The sequence below is a fragment of the Leifsonia sp. 10L418 genome (assembly GCF_056395445.1).
The window spans coordinates 421,643-433,960 of record NZ_JBFTJN010000002.1; the positions used below are offsets into that span (position 1 = coordinate 421,643).

Here is a 12,318-nt window from a genome sequence, read left to right on the forward strand (position 1 = left end):
GCTACGCCTCGTCCGCCCACTCGCGATTCAGAATCGCGTAGATCGCCAGGTCGCCCCAGGCGCCCTTGAAGATCTCGCTCTCCCGAAAATAGGCCTCTTGCCGCATGCCGAGCCGCTGACAGAGGGCGACGGATGCCGTGTTGTGCGGATCGAGGCGGGCGAACACGCGGTGCGCGCCGATCTGGGCGAAGGCGAGGTCGAGCAGCGCCCTGGCCGCTTCTGTCGCGTAGCCCTTGCGCTGATGATCGGGATGAAAGACCCAGCCGATCTCGATCTGGGCGTTGGCGCCGCTGCCGAGAAACACACTGAGATCGCCAATCACCTGGCCGGGCTTGTCGTCGCCCGTGGCGTCGTCGGCCCGGAGCTCCACGCCCAGCACCAGCCGGTCGTTGTCGTCCTTCAGCTGGGTGAAGTGGGAGCGCTCGAGCGTGTGCGCCCGCGATTCCGCACGGTTGCGCACCGGCCAGGGCAGAAACTCAACGACCTCGGGAATCGACTGATAGGCGAAGACATCATCGACGTCGGCCTCGGTGAGGGGGCGCAATAGTAGGCGGTCGGTGCGGATCGGCCGCGGGGTGAACGGCAGGGTCGTCAGGCCGGTGGGGGTTGTCATCGCAGGCACCTCGCTCATTCGTCTGTGTCAGCCTACGAGACCACGCGGGCGGCCCGCATCCTTGCCCTCTGTTGCCGTCGCTGAAAGAGTTGAGTGCATGATGCACCTTCCGGCCGACGCACCAGACACCCCGTTCCTCGCCGTCGACATCGATCTGATGAACCGCAATTTGGAACGCACGGCGACCAACGCGGCCGAGCGCGGGATCGCCCTGCGGCCCCACGCCAAAACGCACAAGGTGATTGAAATCGGGCGGCGTCAGAGTGAGCTGGGGGCTGTGGGATTGACCGTCGCGACGGTGGGCGAGGCCGAGGTGTTCGCCGCCGCCGGCTTCACCGATCTGTTTCTCGCCTACCCGGTCTGGGCCACGCCGTCTCGCTCAGCCCGGCTTCGCGCGGTGGCCGAACGCACGACACTCACCCTCGGGGTCGATTCGATCGACGGTGTGACCGAGCTCGCGTCGGGACTCGCGGGGAGCGGCGTACGGCTGATGGTCGAGGTCGACAGCGGGCACCACCGCAGCGGCGTGCAGCCGGGGGACGCCGGCGGGATCGCCATGGCGGCAGTGCGTGCCGGGTTCGACGTGGCGGGGGTCTTCACCTTTCCGGGGCATGGCTACGCGCTGGAGGGGCGGGCGAAGGCCGCGCGGGAGGAAGCGGACGCGATCGCCGGAGCTGCCGCCTCGATCGAACGCCTCGGCATCGACGTCCCGGTGCGGAGCGGCGGGTCGACCCCGACCATGGCCGACGCCGACCCGAGCGTGCTCACCGAGATGCGTCCGGGCGTCTACGTCTTCAACGACGCCCAGCAGGTCGAGCTCGGCAGCTGCTCCTTTGCCGACGTCGCGCTCACCGCACGCGCGACCGTGGTCAGCGGCTCGGGGCAGAACGCGATCATCGACGCGGGAAGCAAGGTTCTCGGCGCCGACCAGCCGCGCTGGGTCACCGGGGGCGGGCGGTTGCCCGATTACCCGGATGCCCGGATCGTCGCGCTCTCTGAGCACCACGCCACCGTCGCATTCCCGCCTGGGGAGGCTCCGCCGGTGCGCGGAACGGTGCTCAGGGTCGCCCCGAACCATGTCTGCAATGCGGTGAATCTGGCCAACGAGTTGGTGATCGTGTCGAACGAGACGGTGATCGATAGCTGGATCGTCGCCGCGCGCGGCAGAAACAACTAGTTCATCGCGTATCGCCAGCTCGCGCTGCTCGTCGACGAGTTACGCGAGGTCGGACTGGGCCGCGCGGGCCGGCTCCGGCAAGGTGACCTTGAGCCCGAACACGGCGTCGAGGCCGGCCAGGAAGGCATTCTGATCGCCGTTGCGGGCGAGTTCGCGTGAGCGCACCATCGGCTGGTGCAACAGAACTCCGACCAGATGGCGCAACGCCGCCTCGGTTTCGGCGCTGTTCTCATCGCGGCTGCGGGCCCGAGTGATCTCAGCCTCGAGAATCTCGAAAACGTGACTGCGCAGCGCGACGACCGCCGGAGCGAGACTCTGTTCGCTCGTGACGGCTGTAAAGGCACGCGCCGCCTCGGTGACCAGCGCGCGGGCCTCACTCGTGGCGTTGAGCTCCTCAAGCGGTGCGTGGATGCGGATGGTCTCGAGGTCGAGCAGCGCGACACCGGCCAGCTCGGTCACATCCGGGTCGACATTGCGGGGGAGGCCGAGGTCGATGATGAGCTGGTGGAACACGGTGTCGGCCGGTGCCGGTGACGGTGCGATCGGGCAGAGGCGCAACGGCTGATCGTCGGCGGATGCCGCGGCCTGCCCGAGCTGCTGGCGCCCGCGGCCGAGCACCTCGGCGTCGACAACGTGGTGATCGGCCGTGGTGCACGTCACGATGAGGTCGGCCAGCGCGGCTTCCCGGGCGAAGTCGGCGGCGGCGACGGCCTCGATGCCGTGTGAGGCGGCGAACTTCGTCGCGCGGCCCGACGGCGAGTAGACGCGCACGTTCTCGGAGCCGCGATCGCGCAGTGCGGCCAACGAGGCGCCGGCATAGCGACCGGTTCCCACAAGAAGCACGCGGGCGCTTGCCCAGTCACTCACCCGGCTCTCGGCGAGTTCGAGCGAGAGGCGCACGAGGGAACGGCCCGCTGTGCCGATGCCGGTGCGGTTCTTGACGCCGCGCGAGGTCTGTGAGGCGCGCTGGAACAGGCGCTCGAGTTCGGGGCTCGTCGTGCCGTTGGCGCGCGCCTGTTCGAGGGAGCGGCGCACCTGACCGGCGATTTCGCCCTCGCCGACGACAACTGATTCGAGTCCGCTGGTCACAGCGAAGAGGTGTTCTGCGACGCCGTTGCCGTGCACGAGGTCGAGGGTTTCGCGCAGCGTTGACGCCGTGACGCCGGTGCTCTCACTGACCGCATCGATGGCCGCGTGGATGGCCGGAATCGGCGAGACGCCGAACGGTTCGTCGAGGTCGAGGTATGCCTCAAAACGGTTGCAGGTGGCGACGATGATCGCTCCGCTCAGGGGGCCGTGACGTTCGACCATGTTCGAGGCCGATGACCCGGCAGCGACCGACAGCTTTTCGAGCACGTCGAAGGTGGCGTTCTTGTGGCTCGCGGACAGACAGATCAGCACGAAGTGATTCTACGTCGTGTAGTATCCCCAGCCGAATCGGGGCGTAACCTCCGCTCTGCACCCCATCCGGGGGACGGCTTCGAATAATGCATTTTTTCGGCACAGAACCAGACGCCCAGCGTTGTTTGACAGAATCAAGAGCGTGAACCTTGACGCGCAGCATCCTCTTTCCAGCGGTCTCACCGCAGACTCCCGCCTGGTGCGGGCCTACCAGGGCACCCGACCCGACGTGACGCCGGTCTGGTTCATGCGTCAGGCCGGTCGCTCGCTTCCCGAATACCGCGAACTTCGCGTGGGAACCCGAATGCTCGACGCCTGCCTCGACCCGGCGATGGCCAGCGAGATCACGCTGCAGCCGGTGCGCCGCCATGGTGTCGACGCCGGAATCTTCTTCAGCGACATCGTCGTTCCGCTCAAGCTCGTCGGTGTCGACGTGGAGATCGTCGCCGGCAAGGGCCCGGTGCTCGGGACCGCGGTTCGCACCGGTGCGGATGTCGCAGTTCTCACCGCCCTCGACCCCGCCGTGCTCGACACGGCCCTCGCTCCCATCCAGGAGGGTGTCGCCCGCACTGTCGCCGAGATGGGCGCGACCCCGCTGATCGGGTTCGCCGGCGCCCCGTTCACCCTGGCCGCCTACCTCGTCGAGGGCGGGCCGTCGAAGGATCACATCCACGCGCGCACCCTGATGCACTCCGACCCCGCGGCGTGGGCCGCCCTGATGAGCTGGACTGCCGAGGTGACCGGCCGCTTCCTGCGCGCCCAGGTTCTCGCCGGCGCCAGTGCGGCGCAGCTGTTCGACTCGTGGGCCGGCGCCCTCCCGCTCGCCGACTACGCGAAGCATGTGGCGCTGGCCTCCGCCGCGGCGATCAGCCATGTCAAGGATCTCGGCTACGTCGAGCACTCCGCCGACGCGGCGGCTGACCCCGTCGAAGTACGCCGCAGCGTGCCGATCGTCCACTTCGGCGTCGGAACCGGCGAGCTGCTCGCCTCGATGCACTCCATCGGCGCCGATGTGGTCGGAGTCGACTACCGGGTTCCGCTCGACGAGGCGAACCGCCGGCTTGGCGGCGGGGTTCCGTTGCAGGGCAACGTCGACCCGGCATTGCTCGCCGCTCCGTGGCCGGTTCTCGAAGCCCACGTTCTCGACGTGCTCGAGCGCGGGCGCACCGCCCCCTCGCACGTGCTGAACCTCGGCCACGGCGTTCCGCCCGACACCGACCCGGCCGTGTTGACCCGCGTCGTCGAGTTGGTGCACGAGTCGAGTGCTGCCTTCTCCGCAGCATCCGCGGCTGATTCCGCCGCTGCTGCCGCCGCATCCGCCGAATGAGCGAGAGTCGCATGACTGACGTGGTGGTGATCGGCGGCGGCATCGCCGGCCTGGTCGCCGCGCGCGAGTGCGCGCACATCGGGTTGAGCGTCACGGTCGTCGAAGCGACGGATGCCGTTGGCGGGGCCGTCGCCTCCCACGAGGTCGCCGGTTTGGTGCTCGACAGCGGCGCCGAGAGTTTCGCCGTTCGTCAGGGCAGCGTGGCCGACTTCGTCGCCGCCCTCGGCCTGACCGATCAGATCGTTGCCCCGAATCCGGCCGGAGCCTGGCTCTGTTTGCCTGCCGAGGGCCGGGCCGGACGGTCGGCCGGCGCCGCGGGCGTGGTCTCTGTGCCTCTGCCGAAGACCGGTGTGCTCGGTATTCCCGCCTCGCCACTCGCCGACGACGTGCGGCGGGTGATCGGTTGGGGCGGAGCCTGGCGTGCCTATCTCGACCGCGTGATGCCCGTTTTGAAGATCGGACGTGAGCAGAGCCTCGGCGGCATGGTGGAGAAGCGAATGGGACGACGTGTGCTCGAACGTCTCGTTGAGCCTGTCGCCGCCGGGGTCTACTCGGCTCCGGCACGTGATCTCGAGGTCGACGTCGTCGCGCCAGGGCTGAACGCCGCATTGACGGTGACCGGCTCCCTCTCCGGCGCCGTGCTCGCGCTGCGTTCGGCGGCCCCGGCCGGCTCTGCAGTCGGCGGACTCCGCGGCGGGATGTCGGGTCTGGTTACCGCGCTCGTCGCTGATTTGGCGCACTTCGGCGTCGACATCGTCACGAACACGACGGTGACGCAGCTCGTTCAGGGCGACCCGTCGCTGACGTCCGGCTGGACGGTGACCACCATCCCGACCATCGCTCCTGACGACGCGGCCGATGACGGGGCTGCTGCCGCCGACACCACTCTCGACGACGCGGCAACTCCCGCTGCCGCGCCAACCCCCGGCATGCTTCACTCCCGCTTTGTCATCGTGGCGACGCCGGGGGCATCCGCCCTCGAACTGCTGGCGCCGCTCGGCGACGACTTCGCCGCGCTCGGCGCGCTGGACTGGCCGGCCGCAGCCGCCGTCGAACTTGCCACCCTGGTCATCGATGCGCCGGCCCTCGACGCACACCCGCGCGGCACCGGGGTACTCGTCGCCGCGGGCACGACGGGGGTGAGTGCGAAAGCGCTCACCCACGTGAGCGCGAAATGGGATTGGGTTGCCGAGGCTGCCGGACCTGGTCGCCATGTGCTCCGGCTTTCCTACGGCCGGTTCAACGAGGCGAACCCGGCGGACGGACTCAGTGACGCTGAATTTCAAGCGTTGGCCGTGCGCGATGCGTCGATCATCTTGGGCGTCGAACTCGACCCGGCAGCCGTGCTCGGTTTCGCTCGCACCCCGTGGCACAACGCGCTGTCTCCGGCGACGCTCGGAGCTCGCGACCGGGTGCGACAGGTGCGCGAGGCGGTTGAGGCTGTTCCCGGGCTGGAACTGACGGGCGCCTGGCTGGCCGGCACCGGCCTGGCATCGGTGATTCCGGATGCGCTCGCCGCCGGATCCCGCACGCGTCAGGCCTCGCTCGGTCTGGCCGCGGACAGCTGACCGTCCGGCGGCGGCCGCTCGCGGGGGAGGCCGAAATCCGCCATCCGGGGAGCACTTTAGATTTTGTCGGTCGCCGAGCGGCCTTTTCGACCAGAATGGATCGCTATGACTGACGCGAGTGTCTCCAAACTGCCTGAGAGCAGCACGCAGCGCCCCGGGAAGAAGACCCGATCGCCTGCCGGCTCGGCCAAGCTCTCTGAGGTGGCTGCTCTTGCCGGAGTCAGCGAGGCCACGGTCAGTCGCGTGCTCAATCGCAAGTACGGTGTGTCACCGACCACGCGCGAGCAGGTCGAGGAAGCCCTGCGGCAGATCGGCTACGAGCGCCCGCGCAAGGGCGAGATCGTGCTCGTCTTGGTCCCGGGTCTGAAAACGCCGATCTTTGGCGAGTTCTGCAACGCGATCGAGGCCGATCTGAGCCCGCACGGCCTCCGTGCCGTGATCGGCCCGGTTCTGCCGGGATCCGTCTACGAGCGCGACTATGTCGAGGCCTTCGTCGACACCGGGATCGCCGCAGCGATCTTCCTGTCCTCGAGCAACACGCTTCAGAACGCCGACGACTCGGCGCGCGCGCTGCTGGAATCCCGCGGCGTTCCCTATCTCTGCATCAACGGCGGCTTCGCCGAGGGGGAGTCCCCGGTGATCTCCACCGACGACTGGCGCGCCGCCGAACTCGCCGTCGAGCACCTGTACGACCTGGGCCACCGCCGGATCGGCATGTGCGCCGGCCCGCTGGGCAACATTCCGGCCGACCGCCGGGTGGAGGGCTTCCTGAACGCGATGGATGCCCGCGGCATCGAAGACGCTGAGGACCTCGTGGTGAGGCACCACTTCAGCATCGACGGCGGCCGGTATGCGGCCGACGCGTTGCTCGACCTCGATGTGACGGCGATCGTCGCCTCCAGCGATGAGATGGCCCTGGGCGCCATTCGTGCGACAAAGCGGCGTGGGCTGCGGGTGCCCGAAGATGTCTCGGTCATCGGCTACAACGACTCGTACATTCTCGAGTTCACCGACCCGCCGCTGACCAGCGTCAGCCAGCCGGTCGAGCACATCTCCCAGGCGTGCGCCCGCACGCTCGTCACGATGATTCAGAACCGCCCGGTGCGCACCGACGAGATGCTCATGGAGCCGGCGCTGCACACACGGAATTCCACGGCGCCGGTGCGCACGGCCTGAGCGCCGCCGCTACGGGGCGGCTACCGTCCGGCGCTCGCCCGGCTCGAGGGTGACCGCGCCCTCGGGGGAGCCTCGGCGGTCAAGGTGCGGATCCTGGAAACCGGGCTCGGTGTTCCGGGCGATCCGCCAGTGCAGCGGTTTCGTCGTGCCGTTGCGAAGCCAGAGTATGCCGTCCGGTGTGCCGGGCGCAGAGGCACCGACATCGATGGTGCCGTCCCCGAAGGGAACCTCGAACGCCGCGAGCCGGGAAACTCCAGCCGGCAACACGGTGCGGGTGATGACCGAGCACCCCGCGGCATTCGGCTGCAGGCCGAGCAATCCGCCGACAATCTGTGCGACGAGCGTGAAGGACACCTCGGGATAACTGCCGTTCAAGCCTTGTTGGGGCACCTCGTGGGGGTCATTGCGGCGCGCGTAGATCTGCCGCATCCACTGCCAGGCCGTGTCGGCATCGCCGTGACGCAGATACAGATCGGGCACGTAGGTCAGGGCTTCGATATTCGCCGGCGCGCCGACGGGGTCGGCGCAGAGGCGGTCGATCTCGTCGAGCAGCGCGCTCGAGCGCGGGTCGCCGGCGACGAGCCCCTTGAGCGGCATGAAGAACGTCGTCTCCCTGCCCCACGCTGTGGTGGGCTGTCCGTCGACGGTCCAGCCGTTGACGATGGCGTCCTCGGCGCCGCCCGTCCGGCTCCAGGTGCTGCGGAAGTACTCCGCCAGCCGGTGTGCGGTGCGCTCGTAGACCTCCGCCGCCTCGACGTCGCGGCAGGCCCGCTCCAGCGCGGCGGCATGACGGGTGGCCGCGTACTGCGCGCTGAAGGCGTCCCCGGCCTCGCGAAAACGCGCGGTGGGGTGCTCGTTGTAGCTGGCGGCCCCCTCGAAGATGCCCCGGCCGCTGCCCTCGGCGACCCCGTTGGGGCGGTGGGTGTCGTGAGCCTCGACGAAGGCGCCCAGCGTGTTGCGCCAGAACGCCCGGTGCGCCAGGAGCGTCTCGTCGCCGGTCCAGCGGTACAGCACATGCACGAGCTCGACCATCTCGAAGATGGCGGGTACTTCCCGCACGAACTCCTGCGGCCCGCGGTAGTCGATGGCCAGCGGCGTCTGCCCGTCGAAGTTGAGCGCCCAGACCGGCCAGCCGCCGTGCTCGGCGGTGGCGGTGGCCAGCAGAGCACGCAGCATCCCCGTATTGTGCCGTTGCCAGCCGAGCAGCTGGGCGCCCACCGCCTGGTGAGCGAAGTCACGCAGGTAGTAGCCGCTGCGGTGGGCGTAGCCGGCCCGGTAGCTCGCCTGGTACGCGGCCTGCCGATACGGGCCGGGGTGCGCCTCGGAGACATCGAGCGGGCCGGTCTCCGCGTCGGAGACGACCGACTCGGCCGCGGTGCGCGCTGCCCAGGCGAACATTTCCGTCAGCTCGCGGTTGTCGGAATCGATACGGATGCCGCTGCCGCCGACCGTCACGCTCATGCCTCGGTCACCTCGATGAGTGCCGCCTCCTGCGGGCGCAGTGTCGGCATCGGCAAGCCGATCTGCATCAGGCTCGACCCGAGGCAGGTGAACTCTTCGTCCCACCAGGCCGGCTGCGACCGGGTCGAGGTCGGGTCGTCGGCGCCCGCAACCCGCAGGCGGGCGACGCGGTAGCGGCGGTCTGCAGCCAAGCCGGCCAGGCGGAGCGCCGGGCCGGGAATGTGCGGAGGGGAGTCGATCGCCGCGAGGGTGACGATGGCGTGGCGTGCATCACCGGACACGATGCTCTGGGCGATGTGGGCGTCCTCGGTTTCCAGACGGTGCAGCGTTCCACGTTCAATCAGCGGAGAGAGGCGCTTCACCTGCCGGATCCAGGCCGCCAGCTCGTCCAGCTCGGACTCTGATGCCTCGCGGAGGTCCCACTCGATGCCGAAGCTGCCGACGAGTGCGGTGATCGCCCGGAAGCTGAGTGAGCTGTGGCGGCCCGTCACATGCGCCCGGGCGGCACCGACATGGGATCCAAGCAGCTCGGGCGGCATCAACATGCTCGTCCACCGTTGTATGCGCTGCCGTTCCAGCGGGTCGTTCGAGTCTGAGGTCCAGAAACGATCCACACGTTCGACGATGCCGAGATCGATGCGCCCACCGCCGGCCGAGCACGATTCGATCTCCAGCCACGGGCACTCCGCACGGATCTCGTCGATGAGCCGGTAGGTCGCGAGAGTCTGCCGGTGCACGCCGGCGACTCCGGTGGTGCGGTCGACCGGTTCGAGCAGGTCGCGGTTGTGGTCCCACTTGATGTAGTCGATGCGGTGTGCGGTGACGAGCTCGACGATCCGATCCCGCAGGTGCGCGAAGGCGTCGGGATGCGCGGTGTTCAGCACGAGCTGCTGGCGGGCCAGCGGGGCGTCGCGGTGCGGCGGCGAGAGGATCCAATCGGGATGGGCGCGGGCCAGCTCCGAATCCGGGTTGACCATTTCCGGTTCGAACCAGATCCCGAACTGCATGCCGAGTGAGCGCACGTGGTCGACGAGCGGGGTGAGGCCGTTCGGCCAGACGCTGGGGTCGACGAGCCAGTCGCCGAGACCGGCGCGATCATGGCGTCTGCCGAGAAACCAGCCGTCGTCGAGCACGAAACGTTCGACGCCCACGCGTGCGGCGAGATCGGCGAGCTCAATCAGCGGCGGCAGGGAATGGTCGAAGTACACGGCCTCCCAGGTGTTGAGGGTCACCGGCCGGCCGACGGCGGGGTGCGTCGGACGGGCGCGCAGCATCGAATGGATGCGCGCGGATGCCGCGTCGAGGCCGTCCCCGTGGCTGCCGTAGATCCACGGGCTGGTGTATTCCTCACCGGGTCGCAGTGCGAGTTCGCCGGAGTGCAGCAACTCTCCGGCGCCGAGGAAGCTGCGCCCGCCGTTCGTGCGCTCCGCCCACACGCGCTGATTGCCCGACCAGGCGTTGTGGATGGCCCACACTTCGCCGCGTGCGAAGTCGAAGCCGGGAGTGCCTGCGACGAGCAGCGTTGCCGCATCCGGTCCCGTGCGCCCGCGGCGGTTCTCGCGGAGGTGGGTGCCATCGACGAGCTCTCGGCGCTGCGGGCGTCTCTCGCCATTGTGGCGGCCGGAGAGGTCGAGCAGCTCAGTGGCCCGGCCGGGGACGGGCAGGGCTAGATCGAGGCCATCGAGGCGGTAGTCGCCGGTGCCGTTGTTGCGCAGTGTGGCGCGAACGCGCAACAGGCCGCTGGGCAGAAGCTCAATCTCGACCGTCACAGCGAGCAGGCCGGAGACGTCGACTCCGCGGGCGGTGAGACGATGCGAATCCGCTGGCGTCACCGGGGGCGTGTGCAGGGAGACGACGTCACGCACATCGGCGAAAGCGCCCTGTCCATCGCGATGTCCGGCGATTCCAGGGAAGCCCATCCAGCCCTGCTTGGCTTCCGGCAGCAGTCCGATCGGGAGCGGCGCGTCAGGCTCGCTCACCGCGCGATTCGGCCGCGTGTCGGTGAGGATGCGCATCGTGGTTGCGTCATCCAGGGGTCCGAGAGCAGCGCCCCAGTAGGTCACGATGGGCAGCGCCCCTTTTTCTGCGACGACGACAACGCTCACTCCGGCTGTTGTCAGATGTACTACGGACGACTCCATCATTGCTCCTTTGCAATTTTGCAGAAAAGTGCTGCATATATACTTTTACCATGTTATTGTCGGTGAATCGCTCCCCTGCGATCACCAAGAAAGGACCTGAACAATGATGTTCTCGATGACAAAGCCGTGGCGCCGTGTCGCGGCGGCGGCGGTTGCCACAGCCGCAGTGGCGGCCTTGGTCGGCTGCTCGGCTCAGGCTGACAAGCCGCAGACTGACGGAGATATCTCGGGCAAGATCACGGTATGGACGTGGAACGCACCGGGTGAGGGTCTCCGTGCCGCCGTTCCCGCCTTCCAGAAGCTCCACCCCGGTGTCGAGATCGATGTTCAGGATGTCGGCAACCCGGCAATCTGGGAGAAGATCACCACCGGCATGGCTGCCGGAGGCAGCGGTCTGGCCGACGTTCTCAACATCGGAATCGACTACATGGGCAACTATGCAGAGAAGTTCCCGAATCAGCTTGTCGATCTGCGCGATTTCGGAGCAGACGACCTCGCCGCCGAGTTCCCCGCCGGAGCGTGGAAGAGCGGCTCCGGCCCCGGCGGTCAGGTCTTCGGCATCCCCTACGAGGTCAACGCAGCCGGCTTCTTCTTCCGCACCGACCTCTTCGAGCAGGCCGGCCTCGACTACTCCGCCATCACGACCTGGGACGAACTCCTCGACGCCGGTGTGATCCTCAAGGAGAAGACCGGTGCCTCGCTGTTCAGCATGGACAAGGCCGGAACGGTCGGTGACTCCGCCGGGCTCTTCGAACTGCTGATGGGGCTGCAGGGCTCCTTCTACTTCAACGCCGACGGTGAGATCACAATGAACGGCGAAGAGGGCGTGCGCGCTCTCGAGATCATCAAGAAGGCGAACGATCTCGGTCTTGTCGAAGATGTCCCAGGCACCTGGGACAACCTGCTCGTCACCCTGCGCGGTGAGCGCGACGTCGCCACCTCGTCATCCGGCGGATGGTTGAGCGGCGTGATCGAAAGTGAAGCACCGGACATGGCCGGCAAGTGGGGCGTCGCCCCGCCCAAGGCCGTCACCGCCGGTGGCCTGACCGGTGCCGTGAACGGTGGCACCTACCTCTCCGTGCCGAGTTCGAGCAAGAACCAGGCAACGGCGTGGGCATTCATCGACTTCGCGCTCGGAACCCTGGAAGGCCAGCAGCTCACCTATGAAGGCGGCGGAATGTTCCCCGGCTTCAAGCCGATGCTCGAATCGCCGGGCTTCGTCGCCCCCAACGAGTACTTCGGCGGGACCAAGGTGAACCAGATCTTCATCGACGAGCTGAACCAGGACACCCCGGTAGTGAACTACACGAGCGACTACGCCCGGGCGCTGAAGGCCTACGTCGATGTACAGACGCGCGTGCTGCTCAACGGGGCCGACCCGAAGACCGAGCTGGACCAAGCCGCAAACCAGGTCGCGCAGCAGACCGGCCGGACCCTGGCCAGCAAGTAGCTGT

General features: G+C 68.2%; 9 protein-coding genes. 5 read left to right on the top strand and 4 right to left on the bottom strand.

Features of this window, described 5'->3' with window-relative positions:
* Window position 1 precedes the first annotated feature (1 nt).
* Window positions 2-613, bottom strand: coding sequence for a GNAT family N-acetyltransferase (locus AC1DCF_RS05440; RefSeq protein WP_477210135.1), 612 nt, complete (start codon window positions 611-613; stop codon window positions 2-4).
* A 97-nt stretch (window positions 614-710) separates the two neighbouring features.
* On the opposite strand from AC1DCF_RS05440, the gene AC1DCF_RS05445 reads away from it, so the two are divergent.
* Window positions 711-1,790 (top strand): alanine racemase, encoded by a 1,080-nt coding sequence (locus AC1DCF_RS05445; protein ID WP_477210136.1) that lies wholly within the window; start codon window positions 711-713, stop codon window positions 1,788-1,790.
* Window positions 1,791-1,829: 39 nt separating this feature from the next.
* On the opposite strand, the gene AC1DCF_RS05450 is transcribed toward AC1DCF_RS05445, so the two are convergent.
* A complete protein-coding gene (locus AC1DCF_RS05450) occupies window positions 1,830-3,191 on the bottom strand; it encodes a glutamyl-tRNA reductase (RefSeq protein WP_477210137.1) in 1,362 nt (453 codons plus the stop codon).
* 142 nt (window positions 3,192-3,333) lie between these two features.
* Between AC1DCF_RS05450 and hemE the strand changes: the two genes are divergently transcribed.
* The 3 genes from hemE to AC1DCF_RS05465 all read left to right on the top strand — a co-directional run bounded on the left by hemE (window position 3,334) and on the right by AC1DCF_RS05465 (window position 7,262).
* The gene (hemE, locus tag AC1DCF_RS05455) at window positions 3,334-4,518 is read left to right on the top strand and encodes a uroporphyrinogen decarboxylase (RefSeq protein ID WP_441789351.1); all 1,185 of its coding nucleotides are present in this window, start codon (window positions 3,334-3,336) and stop codon (window positions 4,516-4,518) included.
* A gap of 11 nt (window positions 4,519-4,529) precedes the next feature.
* Window positions 4,530-6,086 (top strand): protoporphyrinogen/coproporphyrinogen oxidase, encoded by a 1,557-nt coding sequence (locus AC1DCF_RS05460; RefSeq protein ID WP_477210138.1) that lies wholly within the window; start codon window positions 4,530-4,532, stop codon window positions 6,084-6,086.
* A 105-nt stretch (window positions 6,087-6,191) separates the two neighbouring features.
* Window positions 6,192-7,262 (top strand): LacI family DNA-binding transcriptional regulator, encoded by a 1,071-nt coding sequence (locus AC1DCF_RS05465; protein WP_477210139.1) that lies wholly within the window; start codon window positions 6,192-6,194, stop codon window positions 7,260-7,262.
* A 9-nt stretch (window positions 7,263-7,271) separates the two neighbouring features.
* On the opposite strand, the gene AC1DCF_RS05470 is transcribed toward AC1DCF_RS05465, so the two are convergent.
* Both AC1DCF_RS05470 and AC1DCF_RS05475 read right to left on the bottom strand, forming a co-directional pair.
* Complete coding sequence (locus tag AC1DCF_RS05470) at window positions 7,272-8,723, bottom strand: hypothetical protein (RefSeq protein WP_477210140.1); 1,452 nt, start codon at window positions 8,721-8,723, stop codon at window positions 7,272-7,274.
* Entirely contained in the window at window positions 8,720-10,867 is a 2,148-nt protein-coding gene (locus AC1DCF_RS05475) for an alpha-galactosidase (RefSeq protein WP_477210141.1), read from the bottom strand. Before AC1DCF_RS05475 ends, AC1DCF_RS05470 begins: the two co-directional genes overlap by 4 nt.
* A 112-nt stretch (window positions 10,868-10,979) precedes the next feature.
* On the opposite strand from AC1DCF_RS05475, the gene AC1DCF_RS05480 reads away from it, so the two are divergent.
* Window positions 10,980-12,314 (top strand): ABC transporter substrate-binding protein, encoded by a 1,335-nt coding sequence (locus tag AC1DCF_RS05480; RefSeq protein ID WP_477210142.1) that lies wholly within the window; start codon window positions 10,980-10,982, stop codon window positions 12,312-12,314.
* The last annotated feature ends 4 nt before the right edge of the window (window positions 12,315-12,318 follow it).